The sequence below is a fragment of the Sulfitobacter sp. CB2047 genome (genome assembly GCF_000735125.2).
GTDB classification, from domain to species: Bacteria; Pseudomonadota; Alphaproteobacteria; order Rhodobacterales; family Rhodobacteraceae; genus Sulfitobacter; species Sulfitobacter pontiacus.
Genome location: NZ_CP072613.1, coordinates 2,812,316 through 2,829,795, shown reverse-complemented (window position 1 = coordinate 2,829,795; position 17,480 = coordinate 2,812,316). Strand labels below are relative to the sequence as shown.

Here is a 17,480-nt window from a genome sequence, read left to right as displayed (position 1 = left end):
CCTAAGTGCATTCCGGTAATCCGTTTTCACTTAGGCGGCAGCGGCACCGCCGACGGTCAGGCCGCCGATCATCAATGTGGGCTGTCCAACGCCCACGGGCACCCATTGGCCCGCCTTGCCGCAGTTGCCCATGCCCGGATCCAGCGTGGGATCATTGCCGATGGCGCGGATCTGTTGCAGCGCCGTGGCCCCGTCTCCGATCAGCGTTGCCCCTTTGACGGGGTCCCCGACCACGCCATTGCGCACACGGTAGGCTTCGGTGCAGGAGAAAACGAACTTGCCGTTGGTGATATCCACCTGCCCGCCGCCAAAACCGACCGCATAGATGCCGTCCTTGAGGTCCGCGACGATATCACCGGGGGCCACGTCACCGCCCAGCATATAGGTGTTGGTCATGCGCGGCATCGGGGTGTGGGCATAGGATTCGCGGCGGCCATTGCCGGTCGGGGCCACGCCCATCAGCCGGGCGTTCTGCCGGTCCTGCATATAGCCTACCAGCACACCGTCCTCGATCAGCACATTCTTGGCGGAGGGCGTGCCTTCGTCATCAACAGAGATAGACCCGCGCCGATCGGGGAGGGTGCCATCATCCAGCACCGTCACGCCTTTGGCGGCGATGCGTTGGCCCATGAGTCCGGCAAAGGCGCTTGAGCCCTTGCGGTTGAAATCTCCTTCCAATCCGTGACCGATGGCCTCGTGCAGCAAGATGCCGGGCCAGCCGGGGCCAAGCACAACATCCATGACGCCCGCAGGCGCGGGCACGGCACGCAGGTTGACGCAGGCGATGCGCAGGGCTTCGCGCGTTTTGGCCTGCCAGTCGGCGGGGTCCAACAGTCCGTCCAGCCCGACACGCCCGCCGCCACCGGCGGTCCCGCTTTCGCGGCGGCCATCCTGTTCGACAATGACCGACACGTTCACCCGCGTCATCGGGCGCACATCGCGGACAGAGGTGCCCTCGGGGCGCAGAATCTCGACCTCCTGTATAGAGGCAGAGATAGAGGCAGAAACCTGCACGACACGCGCATCAAGGCTGCGGGCGAAATCGTCGATCTCGCGCAGGGTGTCGACCTTGACGGGAAAGGCCGCGCCCGCGATCGGATCTTCGTCGGTATAGAGCTTTTGATTGGTCGCGGCTGGCGCATCCGCCCATGTGCCGCCCCCCGCACCCACGGCCAGCCGCGCCGTCTCGCTTGCGCGGCGCAGGGCGGCTTCGGTGATCTCGGTCGAGTGAGCATAGCCGGAGACATCGCCCCGCACCGCCCGCAAGCCAAAGCCTTCGGAGGCATCGTAGCTGGCCGTTTTCAGCCGCCCGTCGTCAAACACCAACCCTTCAGACCGCCGGCGTTCGAAAAACAGTTCCCCGTCGTCGGCACCTACCACAGCGTCGCGCAGGGTGGACAGCGCGGCGTCACGGTCAAGCTGCGCCTCAAAGGGGTTGAAAGGCGGCTGGCTCATAAAAATGTTCCCTGAATCGTGTCATAAAAATCGCTTCGCGTCCGTTTGACGCAAGCAGAAGTCTTTATCTTGAAGTTAGAATATGATTGTAAGCGTACAGATTACAACGGGACAGCTGCCTCCAATTGCGGGGTGCTGCTGGGATTCGCTTATCAATGGTCACAAGATCAGGACGACATATGAAACATCTTCTCTCTTTTTCGGGTCTCATGGCCGCTTTTTCCGCCGTGCCAGCAATGGCGCAGGAAAACCTTCGCATCGACGGGCTGGAAATCATTGGTGAGCCGGTAGACGGCAAGATGGGCTTTCAGCCAGCCGTGACCCGCGTCGCGCAAGACATCCACGATCTGGACCACCTGATCCTGATCATCATCACCTTGATCACCATCTTCGTGACCGGTCTGATCCTTTGGGTGGCGATCCGCTATAACCGCAAGCGCAACCCCGTTGCCGCATCCTTCACACACCACACGCCGGTTGAAATCCTCTGGACCGTCGCACCGATCGTGATTCTGGTGCTGATCGGGGCCTATTCGCTGCCGATCCTGTTCCGTCAGCAGGAAATCCCGCAGGCCGACCTGACCATCAAAGCGACCGGCAACCAGTGGTACTGGTCCTATGAATATGTCGACGAGGGCTTTGGCTTTGACAGCTACATGATCGGTGCACCGGCTGTTGGCGGCGAAAACCGTAAAACACCCGAAGTGATCGCGCAGCTTGAAGCAGCCGGCTATACCGAGCAGCAGTTCCTGCTGGCGACCGATACCGCCGTTGTGATCCCTGTCGGTCAGACCATCGTTGTTCAGGTCACCGGTTCCGACGTGATCCACTCCTGGGCGATGCCCGCCTTCGGTGTGAAACAGGACGCCGTGCCCGGCCGTCTGGCGGAAACATGGTTCACCGCCGAGAAAGAAGGCGTGTACTTCGGTCAGTGTTCCGAGCTGTGCGGCAACGCCCACGCCTATATGCCGATCACTGTGAAAGTCGTCTCGGAAGAGGCCTATGCCGAGTGGCTTGGCAACGCGAAAGAAGAGTATGCGGGCATCCCGCAGACTCTGACCGTTGCGTCCAAGTAAGGCACAATTGCTGATGCGGGGTGCGCGAGGCGCGCCCCGGGTTCCTTTTGTATGAGAGATCGCATGACAGATACCAGTACGACACCTGCGGGCGAGTATGAGGCGCAGTTCGGCGATTATTTCGCCCTGATGAAGCCGCGCGTCATGCAGTTGGTGGTATTTACCGCACTTGTTGGCATGCTCGCCGCGCCCGAGTCTGTGCACCCCGTGATCGGCTTTGCCTCGATCCTGTTTGTTGCAATCGGGGCAGGGGCCTCGGGCGCGCTGAACATGTGGTGGGACGCCGACATCGACGCGATCATGCGCCGGACCCAAGGCCGCCCGATCCCGTCGGGGCGCGTCCAGCCGGGCGAAGCGCTGGCGATCGGTGTGGCGCTGTCGGGCATGTCTGTCGTCATGCTGGGGCTGGCGGCCAACCTGCTGGCCGCGGGTATGCTGCTGTTCACGATCCTCTTCTACGCCGTTTTCTATTCCATGTGGCTTAAGCGTGCGACGCCGCAGAACATCGTCATCGGCGGTGCTGCGGGGGCGTTCCCGCCCGTGATCGGCTGGATCATCGCCACCGGCAGCTTTTCGGTCGAGGCATGGCTGATGTTCGCGCTGATCTTCATGTGGACCCCGCCGCACTTCTGGGCCTTGGCGCTGTTCATGCGCAATGACTATGACGACGCGAAGGTGCCGATGCTGACCGTGACCCACGGCCGCCGCTCCACCCGTCGTCATATTCTGGCCTATACTGTTTTGCTGGTCATTCTGGCGGTCGGCACCGGCTTCACCTCGATCGGCGGGCCAATCTATCTGGCGACCGCGGGTGTGCTGAACCTGTTGTTCCTGGTCGGGGCCTTCCGCATCTGGCAACGTGATGAAGACGACAGCGAAGCCGATGATTTCCGCGTTGAACGCAAGTTCTTCCGCCTGTCGCTATGGTATCTCTTCCTGCACTTCGGTGCCATTTTGCTTGAGGCCACCCTGCGGGGCTACGGCTTGGGAGGCTGGTAATGGGCATTCGCGCTGAACACGAGATTCACACACGCCGCCGCGGGCGCAACCTTGGCGTCGGTCTGCTGCTGGCCGCCTTCGTAGTGCTGGTCATGGCGCTGACCTTTGTCAAAATCACCAACATCGATTTCGACGATCTGCCCGGTGGTGAGCTTCAAACACAGGAGAGCAACTGATGGCCCTGTCCGGACCCGCAAAGACTGTGGTGCAAACCGTCTCTGTCGTCATCCTGATGGGGGGGCTGGCTTGGGCATCGGTACCGTTCTACGATTGGTTCTGCCGCGTCACCGGCTTTGGCGGGACGCCGGGACAGGTCGCCGGAGCCGAGGGCGAGGTGCTGGATCAGACGATCAAGGTGCGTTTCGACGGCAGCTTGAACGAAGACATGCCGTGGGAATTCAAACCCGTCGTCAACGAGATGGAACTGCGCATCGGCGAGACCGGGCTGGCGTTCTACGAGGCCTATAACCCAACCGATCACCCCGTCGCGGGGCAGGCGTCCTACAACGTGACGCCCTATGCCGCCGGGGCCTTCTTTGAAAAGATCGAATGTTTCTGCTTTACTGAACAGGTGCTCGCCCCCGGTGAGCGTGTTCAAATGCCCGTCAGCTTCTTTGTTGACCCCGAAATCGTCGAAGACCGTGATGGCAAGTATGTACATACGATCACACTGTCTTATACGTTCTATGAAATTGACCTGCCCGAGGACTATGAAGCCCCCGATCAGGACAGCGAGACAAACCTGAATTAAGAAAAAGGTGAGGGACTGAACCAATGGCCCATGAAAAGAACCATGACTATCACATTCTGCCGCCGTCCACATGGCCATTGCTCAGCTCCATCGCCGGCTGTGTCATGCTGGTTGGTGGTGTCTTCTGGATGCACGATGTAACCCCCTTCGTCTTCTTGGGTGGTCTGGTTGCCGTTCTGTACTGCATGTTCGGATGGTGGTCCGAGGTTGTTGCTGAAAGCCACGTCGGCGATCACACCAACGTCGTGCGCATCGGTCTGCGCTATGGCTTCATCCTGTTCATCATGTCCGAAGTGATGTTCTTTGTGGCGTGGTTCTGGACCTTCTTCAAAGAAGCCCTGTACCCGATGGATGAATTCCCGGGCTCCACATATGTGCAGCCGGATATCATTCCCGTTGACGCCTTTCACCTGCCGCTGATCAACACGCTGATCCTGCTGCTGTCGGGCTGCGCTGTCACATGGGCACACCACGCGCTGGTACATGAAAACAACCGCAAAGACTTGATCGCCGGCCTGTCCATCGCGATCGTTCTGGGCATGCTGTTCACCGCGTTCCAGGCCTATGAATACTATGAACTGCTGGCCCATGACGACTGGACCTTCGGCGGCGACCTGTTCTTCTCCAGCTTCTTCATGGCGACAGGCTTCCACGGTTTCCACGTTGTGATCGGCACGATCTTCCTTGCGGTCTGTCTGTTCCGCGCGATGAAAGGCCACTTTACCCAAGAGCAGCACGTCGGCTTCGAAGCCGCTGCCTGGTACTGGCACTTTGTTGATGTGGTCTGGCTGTTCCTCTTCTTCGCCGTCTACATGTGGGGCATCTAAGCCCGCAGTCGGCTTGCAAACCGGGCCGCAATCACTAAAAGCAACAGGCGCGCGAGGGGGACCTTGCGCGCCTTTGCATTGCCGCCACCCGTCCACGGGTGCCAACCTCAAGAGAGCTTTATGCGTCGTACGCTATTCCTGCTGATTGTCGGCCTTGGCGGGGCTGCTATCCTGATCTGGCTGGGCGTTTGGCAGATCCAGCGGCTGGCGTGGAAAGAGGCGATCATCGCCGACATCAACACCCGCATCGCCGCCGCCCCCGTCGACCTGCCCCCTACCGTCAACGCCGAGGATGACGCCTACTTGCCCGTCGCTGTGACCGGTGCCTATCGCGCAGGCGAGGTGCATGTGCTTGTGTCCCAGAAAGACGTCGGCGCGGGCTACCGCGTTATCGCGTCTTTCACGCTAGAGGATGGCCGCCGCATCATGGTCGACCGCGGCTTTGTCCGGACGACGGACAAGGACGCCCCCCGCGCTTTGGGCCCCGCGACGGTGACGGGCAATCTGCAATGGCCGCGCGAAACCGATAGCTTCACCCCCGAGGCCGACATGAAGGGCAACATCTGGTTCGCCCGCGATGTGCCGGATATGGCGCAAACGCTTGGCACCGACCCCGTTCTTCTGGTTGCGCGCAGCAGCACGCCTCAGCCAGCGGGGATCAGCCCGTTGCCCGTCGATACCGCCCGTATTCCCAACGACCACTTGCAATATGCCATCACTTGGTTCTCTCTTGCCGCGATCTGGCTTGGGATGAGCCTGTTCTTCTTGCGCCGCCGCCGCGCGCCCAAAACCGAAAGCTGACCCTTATGCGTTATGTCTCCACCCGTGGTTCCGCCCCCGTTTTGTCGTTCGAAGAGGCGCTGCTGACCGGCCTCGCCCGTGACGGCGGCCTGTATGTGCCCGAAACGATCCCGCCGCTTGGCACCGATGAGCTGCGCGAGATGGCCACGATGTCCTACGAGGATGTCGCCTTTCGTGTGATGAAACCCTTCGTCGGCGACACATTCAGCGACGATGAATTCAAGGCGCTGATCGCCAAGGCCTATGCGGGCTTCAACCACAAGGTGCGCGCGCCGCTGGTGCAGCTTGAACAGGGGCACTTCCTGCTTGAACTGTTCCACGGTCCTACGCTGGCGTTCAAAGACTTTGCCATGCAGTTGATCGGCCACATGTTCCAGGCAGTTCTGTCGCGCAAGGGGGAACGGGTGACCATCGTCGGTGCGACCTCGGGCGATACCGGATCAGCCGCGATCGAAGCCTTCCGCGGGCTGGATAACGTCGATGTCTTCATCCTCTTCCCCCACGGCCGCGTGTCCGAAGTGCAGCGCCGACAGATGACCACACCATCGGAAAGCAACGTGCACGCGCTGGCGCTGGACGGTGATTTCGACGACTGTCAGGCCCGCCTGAAAGACATGTTCAACGACCACGATTTCCGTGACGGGGTGCAACTGGCAGGGGTCAATAGCATCAACTGGGGCCGCGTGCTGGCGCAGGTGGTCTATTACTTCACCGCAGGGCTCGCTATGGGCGCGCTGGACCGCAAGGTCAGCTTTACCGTGCCCACGGGCAACTTCGGCGATATCTTCGCGGGCTATATCGCGCGCGAAATGGGACTGCCGATTGCCGATCTGGTTGTTGCGACGAACCAGAATGACATCCTGCACCGCTGCCTGACCACAGGCGGCTACCACAAGGGCGAGGTTCATGCCTCTATCAGCCCGTCGATGGATATTCAGGTCAGCTCCAACTTTGAACGCGCCTTGTATTTCGCCTACGGCCAAGACAGCGACGCGATCAATGCGCTGATGGGTGATCTGGCGAAGGGTGGGTTTGACGTGGGCGACAATGCTCTGCGCGATCTGCAAAACACCTATAAATCGGGCCGCGTTTCCGAAGAGGAAACCAGCGAGACGATCAAGGCCTTCTACGCCGACACAAACGAACTTCTGTGCCCGCATTCTGCCATCGGGGTGCGCGTAGGGGCGGCCTTGCGTGATCCTGCGACGCCGATGATCACGCTGGCCACCGCGCATCCGGCCAAGTTCCCCGACGCGGTCGAAGCTGCCACAGGCCAGCGCCCGCCGCTGCCTGACCACATGGCCGATCTGTTCGACCGCGAAGAACGTGTGACCCGCGTGCCGAACGACCTTGAGGCGCTCAAGGATATCATTAAAGGGGGCATCGCTCAGTGAGCTTGCAACAACACCGCCTGTCCAACGGCTTTCGTATCGTAACCGAGCATATGCCGGGGCTTGCATCGGCATCTATCGGGGTCTGGGTTTCGGCGGGCGCGCGGCATGAGACGGCCACGCAAAACGGTATCGCGCATTTCCTTGAGCATATGGCGTTCAAGGGCACGGCCAAGCGCACGTCGTTGCAAATCGCCGAAGCGATCGAGGATGTGGGCGGCTATATCAACGCCTATACCTCGCGTGAAGTGACGGCATACTATGTGCGCGTGCTGGAAAATGACGTGTCGCTGGGGCTGGATGTGATCGCGGATATCTTGCGCAATCCCGTCCTTGATAATGGCGAGATCGAGGTGGAGCGCGGCGTGATCCTGCAAGAGATCGGTCAGGCGCTGGATACGCCGGATGATGTGATCTTTGACTGGTTGCAGGAAAAGGCATACCCCAACCAACCCATCGGGCGCACCATTCTGGGCCCGTCCGAACGCGTGTCGAATTTCAGCCGAGAAGACCTGTCGGGCTTTATTAGCCAGCATTACGGCCCCGACCAGATGATCCTCGCCGCCGCAGGGGCGGTGGACCATGACGAAATCGTGCGCCTTGCTGAACAGCTGTTCGGCGACATGCCCCCCAAGCCTCTCTTCGACGTGGATGCTGCCAAATTCAGCGGCGGTGAAGTGCGCCAGTTGAAACCGCTTGAGCAAGCGCATTTCGCGCTCGGGTTCGAAGCGCCCGGCTACCGCGCCGATGATATCTATGTCGCGCAGATCTATGCCTCTGCCCTCGGGGGCGGCATGTCGAGCCGCCTGTTCCAGGAGGTCCGCGAGAACCGCGGCCTGTGCTATACGATCTTCGCGCAGGCGGGGGCCTATGCCGATACGGGCATGATGACGATCTATGCTGGCACCAGCGGCGAACAGCTGCCCGAACTGGCGGGCATCACCATTGACGAGATGAAGCGCGCCGCCGCCGACATGTCCCCGGCAGAGGTCGCGCGGGCACGGGCGCAGATGAAAGCTGGCCTGCTGATGGGGCTGGAAAGCCCGTCGAACCGCGCGGAACGTCTGGCGCGTCTGATCCAGATCTGGGACCGCGTCCCCCCGCTGGAGGAGACCATCGCTCAGATTGACGCGGTCACCACAGGTGACGTGCGCGACTTTGCCCAGAATATCGCCGCCAGCGCCCCTGCGGCATTGGCGCTTTATGGTCCCGTAGATGGCGCCCCCACATTGGAAGAACTTCAGGAGCGTCGCGCTGCCTGATGCAACTGCTGAAACGAAAGCTTGCCATTGAAACCGAAAGGCTGACGTTGCGGCCACCGGTGCATGCTGACTTCCGCCCCTGGGCCACCCTGCGGTCGGACAGCATCACCTACCTCACCCCGTGGGAGCCGTCCTGGGCACCGGACCACCTGTCGCGCAAAGCGTTTACCAATCGGGTCTACTGGGCCAACCGGTCGGTCTCTGCGGGGACGGCGCTGCCGCTGTTCCTGATCCGCCGCAAGGATAACATGCTGATCGGGGCGATCACGCTGGATAATATCCGTCGCGGCCCGGCACAGGCGGGCACCTTGGGGTATTGGACCGGCGAACAATTCGCCCGCCGTGGCTATATGCGCGAAGCGATCGAGGCGACGGTGCACCACGCTTTCACCCGTCTGGACATCAGCCGCGTCGAGGCCGCTTGCCTGCCCGAGAACATCGCCTCGCGCGGGTTGCTGGAAAAGACCGGTTTCAAATACGAAGGCGTCGCGCAAAGCTATCTGCAAATCGACGGGCGCTGGCGGACCCATGTGCTTTATGCGCAGTTGCGCGGGGACCGTCGGGGCAAGACCGCAGCGGGGTAGGGGGGCTATGATCGCCTATGTCACTGTCGGGGCAGACGACCTTGCACGTGCCAAACGCTTCTATACGGCTTTCCTGCCAGCCTTGGGCTATGCCTTGACCGAAGGTCCCGAGGGCTTGAGCTTTGTGCTGCCGAAGGCTGCGGGGCACCCCGTGGCCTTGCCAGATTTCTACGTCAAACCGACCTTTGATGGCGCGCCGGCTTCTGCTGGCAACGGGTCGATGATCGCGTTCGAAGCAACCAACCAGGCACAGGTGCGCGTGTTGCACGCCGCAGCGCTGGCCGCGGGCGGCAGCGATGAGGGCCAGCCGGGGTTTCGCGCCACCTATGGCCCGCGCTTCTACGTCAGCTACCTGCGCGACCCCCAAGGCAACAAGATCGCGTTGTTCTCTAATAATCCGGCAGAGCCGGGCAGGGATGATCCACCCCCTGCGCCGACGCGTTGATGCGAAAAAGGCCAGACATCGCTGTCTGGCCTTTCGTTACTCTGATGTCCGCAGCGGCTTACTGACGGCTTAGCGGCGGCGGTCGCGCCGCGCGCTCATCGGTTGGAAGGCGACGCCGACGTGGGCCTCGCAATAGGGCTTGCCTTGCTGTACGGGCAGACCGCAGAACCAGAAATCATCCGTTGCAGGGTCACCGACGGGCCATTTGCAGGTCCGCTCTGTCAGGTCCATCAGGCCGATCTTCTTCGACTTTTTCTCGACCTCGCTCACCTTGGCAAGCGCCTCAGGGCTGATCTCGTTCGCGGAGGGCTGCGGCGGCAGCGGCTGACCGGCGGGAATGATCTTGGCGCGCGCGGGCAGGTTGGGGCGGGGCGCTGGCGCGGCCTCCGCCGGTTCCGGCTCTGCGGATTCGGGGGCGGGTTCAGCCTTGGGTTTGGCGGCTGCGGCGGGTTTCGCGGCAGGCTTGGCCTTGGCTTCCGGTTTGGCAGCAGCAGCAGGGGCGGCGGGCGCTGCGGTTGCGGTCCGGTTGGACAGCCCCAGACGATGCACCTTGCCGATCACGGCATTGCGGGTCACACCGCCCAACTCCTTTGCAATCTGGCTTGCGGATTGGCCCTCGCCCCACATTTTCTTCAGGATCTCTACGCGGTCATCGGTCCAAGACATTTGGCGTCCTTAGCTAACAAGCGGCCCTTCTCAGGACCGCCGTGGAAAAATCTCAAGCCCCTATACTAATCACTGACAGCTTGGGTGCAAGGCGCGAACGGGCGATTGGGGCGGCAGCGGGGGCAAACGCTCCCTTAAAACCACAGCAAAGCAGCGACGGCACCGTTCGTGCGACAGATTGCGGCGGTCGCGCGCCAATTTTTGCTTTGCAAGCCGCGAAAAGCTGCTTATGCAAACGGCATGATCAACCGTTCGACATCCTCATTGCGACGACGCCAAGGCTAATTGGCGACACCGGTCCCTGACACGGGGGGCACGGCATTGATCTTTTGCGACATAAATTGCGTCGCACCCCTTCAAATCTTATTGACCCTCTCCGTCACACATGGCCTTTTGTGCCTTTGATGCGGCCAACCCATAAGGATGATCTTGATGATCCCATCTGTTCTGCCGACCTATTCACGCGCCCCCCTGAGCTTTGTCAAAGGCGAAGGGTCCTGGTTGATTGAACAGGACGGCCGCCGATTTCTGGATCTGGGCGCAGGCATTGCGGTGAACGCGCTTGGCCATGCGCACCCCGCGCTGGTGGCGGCGCTGACCGAACAGGCGGGGCAGCTTTGGCATACCTCGAACCTCTATGAGATCCCCCAGCAACAGGAACTGGCCGACCGGCTGGTCGCGCTCAGCTTTGCCGATACGGTGTTCTTCACCAACTCCGGCACCGAGGCATGCGAACTGGCGGTCAAGATGGCGCGCAAGTATTTCTACGACAAGGGCCAGTCCGACCGGACCGAGATCATCACCTTCTCGGGTTCGTTCCACGGGCGGTCATCTGCCGGGATCGCGGCGGCAGGGTCCGAGAAAATGACCAAAGGCTTCGGCCCGCTGCTCCCCGGTTTCAAACATATCGAATTTGGCGATATGGAGGCGCTTGGCGCGGCGATCACCGATACCACAGCCGCCATCATGATCGAACCGGTGCAGGGCGAAGGCGGCATCCGTCCCGTGCCGGATGCGGACCTCAAACAGATGCGCGCGCTGTGCGAAACACACGGGCTGCTGCTGATCTTTGACGAGGTGCAATGCGGCGTGGGTCGCACCGGCAAGATGTTCGCCCATGAATGGGCCGGCGTCACCCCCGACATCATGATGGTCGCCAAAGGCATCGGCGGCGGTTTCCCCCTGGGCGCCGTGCTGGCTACAGAGAATGCTGCCTCTGGCATGACGGCGGGCACCCACGGGTCGACCTATGGCGGCAACCCGCTGGGCTGTGCCGTGGGCAATGCTGTGGTCAATATCATCGGCACAGACGCCTTTCTTGAGGATGTGAACCGCAAGGCCGGCCTGATGCGCCAAAAGCTCGAAGGGTTGGTCGCCAGCCACCCTGACGTGTTCGAAAGCGTGCGCGGCAGCGGGCTGATGCTGGGGCTGAAATGCAAAGCCACCAACAGCGATGTCGTCTCTGCGGGTTACCGTCACGAGGTTATCACAGTACCGGCGGCGGATAACGTAATCCGCCTGCTGCCCCCTCTCAATATCACCGATGAAGACATCGCCGAGGCCGTCTCCCGCCTTGATCAAGCGGCCAGCAGCCTTGCTGCCAGCTGACCTTCATTTTGCCCTATAAACTCCGGGGGGCCGGGGGGGCTGGCCCCCCAACTCCCTAAAATTAAAAGAATACCCCATGAAACATTTTCTCGACATTCACCAAACCGATCCGGCTGACCTACGCAGCATCATCGACAATGCCGCCACGATGAAATCGTCCCGTCTGGGCCGCCCCCGTGGTGCGCCGGATGATGAACAGCCGCTCAAGGATCACATGGTCGCGCTGATCTTTGAAAAGCCCTCGACACGGACGCGGGTCAGCTTTGACGTGGGCGTGCGTCAGATGGGCGGGCAGACGATGGTGCTGTCTGGCGCAGATATGCAACTCGGCCACGGCGAGACCATCGCCGACACGGCACGGGTGCTCAGCCGCTATGTCGATCTGATCATGATCCGCACCTTCGAAGAGGCGACCCTGCTGGAGATGGCGGAATATGCCTCTGTCCCGGTGATCAACGGGCTGACCAACCGCACCCACCCCTGCCAGATCATGGCCGATATCATGACCTTTGAAGAGCATAGCGGCCCAATCAAGGGCAAAAAGGTGGTCTGGTCAGGTGACGGTAACAACGTTTTTGCGAGCTTCGCGCATGCGGCCAAAGCCTTTGATTTCGAACTTGTGTTTACCGGCCCGCAGACACTGGACCCCGAGGCCGCGCTGAATGGCCTTTACACAACCGAGCGTGACCCGAACAAAGCGGTAGAGGGCGCGGATCTGGTCGTGACAGACACATGGGTGTCGATGCATGATCCGCAATCGGCGCGCGAACGTCGGCACAACCAGCTGCGCGGCTATCAGGTGAATGACGCGCTGATGGCCAAGGCAAAGCCTGACGCGCTGTTTATGCACTGTTTGCCCGCGCACCGCGATGACGAGGTGACAAGCTCCGTTATGGACGGCCCAAGCTCGGTCATTTTTGACGAGGCTGAAAACCGGCTGCACGCGCAAAAGTCGGTCATGCGCTGGTGCTTGGGGAAATGAGCGACCGGCGGCCCATCGTTGTCGCGGGTGCGGGGGCGATCGGCTGCTTTGTGGGTGGCATGCTTGCCGCCCACGGTCGCGATGTCACGCTGTTGGTCCGCCCCCGCGTGGCAGAACAGATCCGCAAGCATGGTCTGCGGCTGACGGGTTTTGACGGGCTCGACCAACAGGTGCCCGCCGCAAGCCTGACCCTCTCCCAGGACCCTGCCTGTCTTGCCGAGGCGGGGATCGTGCTGGTCACGGTCAAGACCGACGACACCGCCGACATCGCGCGGCTGGTGGCGCAGCACACGCCGGCGCTGTCGACCATTGTCAGCCTGCAAAACGGCCTCGACGCGGCCGAGATCCTGCGCGAGGCCTTGCCGCTGCATGATGTACGCGGGGGCATGGTGCCTTTCAATGTCGTCCCCCATGGCGACGGGCGGTATCACCGCGCGACCAGCGGGGATATCTTCGTCGAAACGGGCCGGATGCCACTGGCGGGCTATCTGTCGGTGCCGGGACTGCAGGTTACGGGGACGGGGGCGATCATCGGCGTTCAATGGGGCAAGCTGTTGCTGAACCTGAACAACGCGCTGAACGCCCTGTCAGGGCTGACCTTGCAGCAACAACTGCTTGACCGGCGCTGGCGACGCGTGATGGCCGCCCAGATGGCCGAGGCGCTTGCCGTGCTGAAGGCTCATGGCATCCACCCTGCATCCTCTACGCCACTGCCCGCACAGCTGATCCCTTGGGTGCTGCGCCTGCCGACGCCGCTGTTTTCACGTGTCGCGGCCAAGATGCTGACGATTGACCCGATGGCGCGGACCTCGATGTCCTATGACCTGGAAGCGGGTAAACCGACCGAGATCGACGCGCTTCAGGGGCGGATCATCGCGATGGGGGCGCAGGAAGGCGTCGCCACGCCGCTGTGTCAGCGGGTCTCTGATCTGGTGAAAGAGGCGCAGGCGCGCGGTCCGGGGTTGCCCGATATGGACCCCTCGGACCTTCGCTAGGCGGCAAGGCCATGCGCCACAGCGCTTAGTTGACCAGCGCGTTCAACCCCAGAAAGATCATCGCTGACATGGTTGCTGCCGCAGGGACAGTGATGACCCATGCTGCGACGATGGTCATGAAGTGCGACCGGCGCACGAGTTTTCGGCGGCGGCGTTCCTCTACCGCGATGCGTTTGACCTGACCGGCTTTGGCACCGGGGCGACGCAGGCGGCGCTCCATATGCCATTCGCGGTAGAAGCCAACGCCAAAAACGCCCCCCACAGCGATATGGGTAGAGCTGACGGGCAGGCCCAGCCACGAGGCGATGATCACGGTGATCGCCGCAGAGAGCGCGACGCAATAGGCGCGCATCGGGTTCAGCTTGGTGATCTGGCTGCCCACCATGCGGATCAGTTTCGGCCCGAAAAGGAACAGCCCGAAGGAAATGCCGAAGGCCCCGATCACCATCACCCACATAGGGATAGAGACTTTGGCCTCGAACCCGCCGAACTCCGAGGCGTGGACGATCGCGGCAAGGGGCCCAACCGCGTTGGCGACATCATTGGCCCCATGGGCAAAGCTGAGCAGCGCTGCGGAAAAAACCAGCGGCAGGCCGAACAACACTTTGACGGATTTGTTGCGGTTTTCCATCCCGACCGACGCGCGGCGGATGACGGGGTAGGAAATGGCATAGGCCAGAACACCACAGGCCAAACCGATCAGCAGGGCAGAGCCCATGTTGATCTCGACGATCTTCTTGAGCCCCTTGAGCGCCAGATAGGTGGCAAAGACACCGGACATGACGCCAATCAGGATCGGCACCCAGCGACGCGAAGCTGCGATCTTGTCGTCTTGGTAGAGGATTTGCGACTTGATCAGCGCAAGGAACATCGCTGCGACAGCGCCGCCCAAGACGGGCGAGATGATCCAGCTGAGGGCGATCATGCTCATCGAAGGCCAATTCACTGCCGCCATCCCCGCAGCCGCGATGCCGGCCCCCATGACGCCGCCCACGACCGAGTGTGTGGTCGATACCGGCGCGCCCACCCATGTGGCCAGATTGACCCATAGTGCCGACGAGATCAGCGCGGCCATCATCGCCCAGATGAACACTTGGGAATCTGCGACCGACGCGGGGTCGATGATCCCTTTCGAGATGGTCGATACCACGTCGCCACCAGCCAGAAGAGCACCGGCACTTTCGCAAATGGCAGCGATGATGATCGCACCGCCCATGCTCAGCGCCTTGGCCCCGACGGCGGGGCCCATATTGTTGGCAACGTCATTGGCCCCGATGTTCACCGCCATATAGGCCCCGAAGGCTGCGGCAGCGATCACCACATAGTTGGAAGGCTGCGCGCCAAAGAACAGACCGGCGACCAGCGCGGCCAATACGATGAAGGCAAGGGCAATGCCAAATCCGACCATAGGCCGCGCCACATAGGTCGCGGCCTGTTCCACCCGCGAGATGCGGTTCAGGTCAGAATCCAGTGTTTTCCACTGTTGGCCTTTGGGTCCGTCGGTCATTGCTGCCTCATCTTCTAAAACCATGCGCTCGTGGCACAGTGAAAACGGTTTCGCAAGGCCGCACGGGGGGCTATCGGGCGTGGCGACTAGAGGTTCAGAAGGATTTCGCGCAAATCGGGCTCCGCCACCAGTTCGGCGGCTTCCTTTGGGGGCATCCAGCGGCGGGTGCGCATGTCAACCTCGGGGTATTCATCCTCGATGTGACGGACGCGGGTCAGGTAGACCTGTGCGATGACGGGCGTGGTCATCCCTTCGGACAGACCCTTGTCATAGTCATAATACCCGATCGGCTCGCTTTCGATATCGGCCTTGGACACGCCTGCCTCTTCCCATGCTTCGCGCAGGGCGGCACCGGCACCGTCCAGTCCGTCAATCGGCCAGCCTTTTGGCACGATCCACCGGCCGGTGTCACGGCTGGTGATCATCAGGACTTCTTTACCTTCGGGAGTTTCACGGTAGCACAATGCGGCGACCTGAATACGTTTGGGGCGGCGCCAGATGGGGAGGATCATACCCTCCCACGCGCGTTTGAGTTCATGTATCATAATTAAAACGTTAACCTGTAACTTCGTTGTTCTTGCTTTTATCCGGTCATCGTAGCTGAAAAAGAGACGAGAATCAATTTCACCCCCGCAAACCCTTGTGCAGCGGCGGTGTGCATCCCACTGTTTGATGGACCTTATAGGAGATTTAGCGCGATGGCCGCAGATTTAAAGACCGCAGATATTGGCGTTTATGGTCTGGGGACGATGGGCAGTGCACTGGCGCTTAATCTGGCCGAGCAGGGGTTCCGTGTGGCGGTCAGCAACCGCGAAGCCGATTGGATCGCGCCCTTTCTGGACGAGGCCGGACTGCTGGCGGGTCACCTCTCGGGCCACGCAACGCTTGAGGATTTTGTCGACAGTATCGCGCAGCCGCGCAGCATCTTGTTCATGATCCCGTCGGGTGCACCGATGGATGCGATGATCGACGCCGTGATGCCGCTGCTGGATGAGGGCGACACCATCATTGATGGCGGCAACGCCGATTTCCACGACACCCGACGCCGCGCCGCCGCCTTTGACGGTACGGGGCGGCATTTTGTCGGCATGGGCGTGTCGGGCGGCGAAGAGGGCGCGCGCCACGGCCCTTCGATGATGGTGGGTGGTACCGATCACAGCTGGACCCAGCTGCGCCCCATGCTCAGCGCGATTGCGGCCAAGTTTCAGGGCGCGCCTTGCGTCGATCATCTGGGGCCGGACGGGGCGGGGCATTTCGTCAAAACCGTGCACAACGGGATCGAATATGCCGACATGCAGATGATCGCCGAAGTTTACGGGCTGCTGCGCGACGCCGGTGGGCAAACGGCACCGCAGATCGGGGCGCTGTTTCAAAGCTGGCAGAAAGGGCCGCTCAGCTCTTACCTGATCGAGGTGTCTGCCGCCGCGCTGCAAACCGTGGATGCCGAGAGCGGGACGCCAATGGTGGATCTGATCCTTGATAAGGCGGGTCAGAAAGGCACGGGCCGCTGGACCCTGATCGAGGCGCTGAAACTTGGTCAGTCGGCCAGCACGATCGAAGCGGCAGTCGGTGCCCGTGGCTGGTCGAGCGAGAAAGCCTTGCGGGTCGCGGCGGCGCCGCTCTTGCCGGATGCGGTGACCGGCGGCACGCTGCCAACCGAGGATGAGATGAAATCGGCCCTGCTGGCCGCGCGCATTCTGGGTCACGCGCAGGGGTTCCGCGTGTTGTCTGCCGCCTCTGACGAATTTGGCTGGCAACTGGATATGGCCCGCATTGCAGAGATCTGGCGTGCGGGCTGTATCATCCGGTCAGCCTTGCTGGACGATCTGGCCGATGCGTTCCATGCAGGATTGCCCGAGGGGGCATTGATCCTCGCCCCGGCCATCCGCGATATGCTGGGCGATCACCTTGCTGGCCTGCGCAAGACCGTCGCTGCCGGGGTGAGCCTGGGCGTGCCCATGCCCGCGCTGAGCGCGTCACTGGCGTGGTATGACAGCATCCGAACCGCACGCGGCTCCGCGAATTTGATCCAGGCGCAGCGCGACTTTTTCGGCGCGCACGGGTTTGAACGCGGCGATATTGCGGGCGCGCACCACGGGACGTGGAACGCGATCCGGCGCGACTAGGGCGC

At 61.7% G+C, this 17,480-nt stretch carries 18 protein-coding genes; 14 read left to right on the top strand and 4 right to left on the bottom strand.

Translation table 11 applies throughout. The annotated features are described in order from the left end of the window. Positions 1-30 precede the first annotated feature (30 nt). On the bottom strand, positions 31-1,455 hold the full coding sequence (gene tldD / locus IV89_RS13910) for a metalloprotease TldD (RefSeq protein WP_037943346.1): 1,425 nt from the start codon (positions 1,453-1,455) through the stop codon (positions 31-33). A gap of 179 nt (positions 1,456-1,634) precedes the next feature. Between tldD and coxB the strand changes: the two genes are divergently transcribed. The 10 genes from coxB (at position 1,635) to IV89_RS13860 (ending at position 9,591) form a co-directional block, all read left to right on the top strand. Beyond that, positions 1,635-2,531 carry a cytochrome c oxidase subunit II gene (coxB, locus tag IV89_RS13905; RefSeq protein ID WP_005851687.1) on the top strand — a complete coding sequence of 299 codons (897 nt, stop codon included), beginning with the start codon at positions 1,635-1,637 and terminating at the stop codon, positions 2,529-2,531. Positions 2,532-2,594: 63 nt separating this feature from the next. Then, the gene (cyoE, locus tag IV89_RS13900; RefSeq protein WP_009826135.1) at positions 2,595-3,530 is read left to right on the top strand and encodes a heme o synthase; all 936 of its coding nucleotides are present in this window, start codon (positions 2,595-2,597) and stop codon (positions 3,528-3,530) included. Then, positions 3,530-3,706: a hypothetical protein gene (locus tag IV89_RS13895; protein ID WP_037943347.1), complete on the top strand. Its 177-nt coding sequence runs from the start codon at positions 3,530-3,532 to the stop codon at positions 3,704-3,706. Before cyoE ends, IV89_RS13895 begins: the two co-directional genes overlap by 1 nt. Next, positions 3,706-4,281 (top strand): cytochrome c oxidase assembly protein, encoded by a 576-nt coding sequence (locus IV89_RS13890; protein ID WP_005851692.1) that lies wholly within the window; start codon positions 3,706-3,708, stop codon positions 4,279-4,281. The genes IV89_RS13895 and IV89_RS13890 overlap by 1 nt, the downstream gene beginning before the upstream one ends. A 23-nt stretch (positions 4,282-4,304) precedes the next feature. Beyond that, entirely contained in the window at positions 4,305-5,108 is an 804-nt protein-coding gene (locus IV89_RS13885; RefSeq protein WP_005851694.1) for a cytochrome c oxidase subunit 3, read from the top strand. Between the two features lie 120 nt (positions 5,109-5,228). Further along, positions 5,229-5,909 (top strand): SURF1 family protein, encoded by a 681-nt coding sequence (locus IV89_RS13880; RefSeq protein ID WP_037943349.1) that lies wholly within the window; start codon positions 5,229-5,231, stop codon positions 5,907-5,909. 5 nt (positions 5,910-5,914) lie between these two features. Next, a complete protein-coding gene (gene thrC / locus IV89_RS13875; protein ID WP_037943351.1) occupies positions 5,915-7,303 on the top strand; it encodes a threonine synthase in 1,389 nt (462 codons plus the stop codon). Beyond that, complete coding sequence (locus tag IV89_RS13870; protein WP_037943353.1) at positions 7,300-8,562, top strand: pitrilysin family protein; 1,263 nt, start codon at positions 7,300-7,302, stop codon at positions 8,560-8,562. The genes thrC and IV89_RS13870 overlap by 4 nt, the downstream gene beginning before the upstream one ends. Continuing rightward, positions 8,562-9,146, top strand: a complete 585-nt coding sequence (locus tag IV89_RS13865; RefSeq protein ID WP_005851700.1) for a GNAT family protein — start codon at positions 8,562-8,564, stop codon at positions 9,144-9,146. Before IV89_RS13870 ends, IV89_RS13865 begins: the two co-directional genes overlap by 1 nt. Positions 9,147-9,153: 7 nt before the next feature. Continuing rightward, a complete protein-coding gene (locus tag IV89_RS13860; protein WP_037943355.1) occupies positions 9,154-9,591 on the top strand; it encodes a VOC family protein in 438 nt (145 codons plus the stop codon). 69 nt (positions 9,592-9,660) lie between these two features. On the opposite strand, the gene IV89_RS13855 is transcribed toward IV89_RS13860, so the two are convergent. Beyond that, the gene (locus IV89_RS13855; RefSeq protein WP_037943357.1) at positions 9,661-10,257 is read right to left on the bottom strand and encodes a GcrA family cell cycle regulator; all 597 of its coding nucleotides are present in this window, start codon (positions 10,255-10,257) and stop codon (positions 9,661-9,663) included. Between the two features lie 432 nt (positions 10,258-10,689). On the opposite strand from IV89_RS13855, the gene IV89_RS13850 reads away from it, so the two are divergent. The 3 genes from IV89_RS13850 to IV89_RS13840 all read left to right on the top strand — a co-directional run bounded on the left by IV89_RS13850 (position 10,690) and on the right by IV89_RS13840 (position 13,842). Beyond that, positions 10,690-11,865 (top strand): aspartate aminotransferase family protein, encoded by a 1,176-nt coding sequence (locus IV89_RS13850; RefSeq protein ID WP_037943360.1) that lies wholly within the window; start codon positions 10,690-10,692, stop codon positions 11,863-11,865. Between the two features lie 76 nt (positions 11,866-11,941). Next, complete coding sequence (gene argF, locus IV89_RS13845; protein WP_009826142.1) at positions 11,942-12,847, top strand: ornithine carbamoyltransferase; 906 nt, start codon at positions 11,942-11,944, stop codon at positions 12,845-12,847. Continuing rightward, positions 12,844-13,842, top strand: coding sequence for a 2-dehydropantoate 2-reductase (locus tag IV89_RS13840; protein WP_037943362.1), 999 nt, complete (start codon positions 12,844-12,846; stop codon positions 13,840-13,842). The genes argF and IV89_RS13840 overlap by 4 nt, the downstream gene beginning before the upstream one ends. 25 nt (positions 13,843-13,867) lie before the next feature. Here IV89_RS13840 and IV89_RS13835 read toward each other — a convergent pair whose 3' ends face one another. After that, a complete protein-coding gene (locus IV89_RS13835; protein ID WP_037943363.1) occupies positions 13,868-15,349 on the bottom strand; it encodes an inorganic phosphate transporter in 1,482 nt (493 codons plus the stop codon). A gap of 86 nt (positions 15,350-15,435) precedes the next feature. Continuing rightward, on the bottom strand, positions 15,436-15,894 hold the full coding sequence (locus tag IV89_RS13830) for an NUDIX hydrolase (protein WP_005851707.1): 459 nt from the start codon (positions 15,892-15,894) through the stop codon (positions 15,436-15,438). A gap of 153 nt (positions 15,895-16,047) precedes the next feature. On the opposite strand from IV89_RS13830, the gene gndA reads away from it, so the two are divergent. Continuing rightward, positions 16,048-17,475, top strand: coding sequence for an NADP-dependent phosphogluconate dehydrogenase (gene gndA / locus IV89_RS13825; protein WP_037943364.1), 1,428 nt, complete (start codon positions 16,048-16,050; stop codon positions 17,473-17,475). Positions 17,476-17,480: the final 5 nt, after the last annotated feature.